General features: G+C 35.7%; 2 protein-coding genes. Both read left to right on the forward strand.

The window, feature by feature from the left end; translation table 11 throughout:
* Nucleotides 1-109 precede the first annotated feature (109 nt).
* Nucleotides 110-859 carry a DevA family ABC transporter ATP-binding protein gene (locus DSM106972_RS44110; RefSeq protein ID WP_127086659.1) on the forward strand — a complete coding sequence of 250 codons (750 nt, stop codon included), beginning with the start codon at nucleotides 110-112 and terminating at the stop codon, nucleotides 857-859.
* A 51-nt stretch (nucleotides 860-910) separates the two neighbouring features.
* The coding region (locus DSM106972_RS44115; protein WP_201800863.1) for an alpha/beta hydrolase at nucleotides 911-2,463 on the forward strand (1,553 nt) is incomplete at its 3' end.

Consider the following 2,463-nt stretch of genomic DNA (forward strand, 5'->3'; position numbering starts at 1 on the left):
ACAACATCATGAAACTTCAAAAATATCAATACATACTAGCTCAAAAACTTGTCTTTGCTTTAATCAATAAAGTGATTTTTCCTCAAAATAATAAAGCAAGGTAAAATTTATGCAAAATATTACTGGTGCTGACATTGAGCAGCAGACAAAAAGTGAACCTGTAATTTCAGCTTGTAATATCAACCATTATTTTGGTGAAGGTGAGCTTCGTAAACAGGCTTTATTTGATATCGATTTGAGTATCAACGCAGGTGAAATTGTGATAATGACCGGACCATCTGGTTCTGGTAAAACTACTTTATTAACCTTAATGGGGGGTTTACGTTCGGCACAATCGGGTAGTCTAAAGATACTTGGACAAGAAATTTGCGGCGCCACGAAAAAACAACTAACACAATTACGTCAAAAAATTGGCTATATATTCCAAGCACATAATTTACTAACTTTTTTGACTGCAAAACAAAATGTACGAATGTCTTTGGAACTGCACGATGATTATTTAGACAAAGATATGAATAAAATTGCTACCGAGATACTTCAGCAAGTTGGGCTAGGAGAACGTGTTGATTACTACCCAGATAGTTTATCTGGTGGTCAAAAACAACGTGTGGCAATCGCGCGCGCATTAGTCAGTCATCCCAAAATTGTGCTTGCAGATGAACCAACCGCTGCTCTCGATAAAAAATCGGGAAGAGATGTAGTAGAAATGATGCAAGTACTAGCAAAAGAGCAAGACTGCACTATTTTACTTGTAACTCATGATAATCGTATTTTAGATATTGCCGACCGAATTGTGTATATGGAGGATGGTCGGTTGGTTAGTGATGGTAGTGTTAATGCTTCGGAAAAAGTTCAATAACATAAATAATGGAGAATTGAGTTGTATGTACATGAGGATTAAATTATAAATATGTTGAATAAAAATAACATTACAAAAATACAACAATCTGTAATATTAGGCTGTCTTTCTAGCTTACTATCAAATCTTCCGGCTCTCGGCGCCGAGCAAATATATTTTTCTTCACCATTAGGAGAATTAACGATTCCCGTCAATTCTTTAGAAGAATATGCCCGCTCAGGTAAAATTGATAGCGAATTAGCTTTTTATACCCAGTTTACGAGCAAGAGCGAATTTAAACAGTTACGAGAGTTTTTGCAAGCTAGAGTTAATTTAAATGAAGTTGCGATTTCTCAGTTTCTCTACTCTTCAATGGGAAAAATTGCATTAAAAAATTTAGGTGAATATGTACAAAATGATTCACATCAAAACGGGTTTTATGCGTTACGTTCAGCACTCATCCTTTCGGCAGCAAGTCATGATAGTTTAAACTTGATTGAGGTGTTAAAGAAGTTTCCATCGCGAAGTATTAGAATAGATTCAGATGCTCTGTTTAAAATTTTTGGCGCCTTTTCGCAGTTAGTCGAGAAAACAAAGCAAGCAAACTTATTAGTGCAAGAAAAATCAGAAATAGAAGCAAATAAACAAATAGTTCAGAATCAAGACGAGTTACCAAAACTAGTTTATAATAAATGGCAAAAGCAAACACTGAAGCTTAATGATCAAAAGCGCAAGCGTGCGTTCGTGACTGACCTCTATTTGCCAGAACTCCCGCAAAAAGCTTCTGTTATTGTGATTTCACACGGTTTTGGTAGCGATAGAACAGATTTTGTTTACCTTGCCGAACATTTAGTATCACATGGGTTTGCAGTAGCAGTTTTAGAACACCCAGGAAGTAATACTAGTAATTTAGAAACTTTTATCAGGGGTGCAACAAGAGAAGTTGTAGAAGCTAACGAATTTATCAACCGACCTCAAGATATAAGCTTTTTACTTGATTATCTGCAACAGTTAAATCAATCCGATTCTGCCTTTCAAAACCGTTTCAATTTAGAAAAAGTAGGAGCAATAGGTCATTCTTTTGGTGGCTATACAGTTATGGCTTTAGCAGGAGCAAAAATCAATATACCATTTATCAAACAACAGTGTCGCGCAGATAACTTTAATTTAAATGCAACAAATGCTTCTTACTTGCTTTTATGTATTACCCAAAAATTAAAGGAGAAATCCATACCTGATTTAAAAGATAAGCGAATTCAGGCAGTTTTCGCTATCAATTCTGTAAGTGGTGGTGTTTTCGGAGAAACAGGTTTGCTCCCCGTCGAGATTCCTGTAATGTTTGCTGCCAGTAGTAATGATGCAGTCGCACCTGCACTTTTAGAACAAATTTGTCCCTTCACATGGCTTAATACTCCTAATAAATACTTAGCATTGACTCAAAATGGTACCCATAGTGATGCTAATCAAAACTCAATGAGAAGCATTTTACCTTTTACACCAGAAATTGCTAGTCCTAATCCAAAACTTGCTCGTAGTTACTACAAGTCTTTAAGTTTAGCATTTGCTAAAACTTATATAGCAGGAGAATTACAATATAGCAATTATTTGGCGCCATCCTATGTCCA

The sequence above is a fragment of the Dulcicalothrix desertica PCC 7102 genome (assembly GCF_003991905.1).
GTDB lineage: Bacteria > Cyanobacteriota > Cyanobacteriia > Cyanobacteriales > Nostocaceae > Dulcicalothrix > Dulcicalothrix desertica.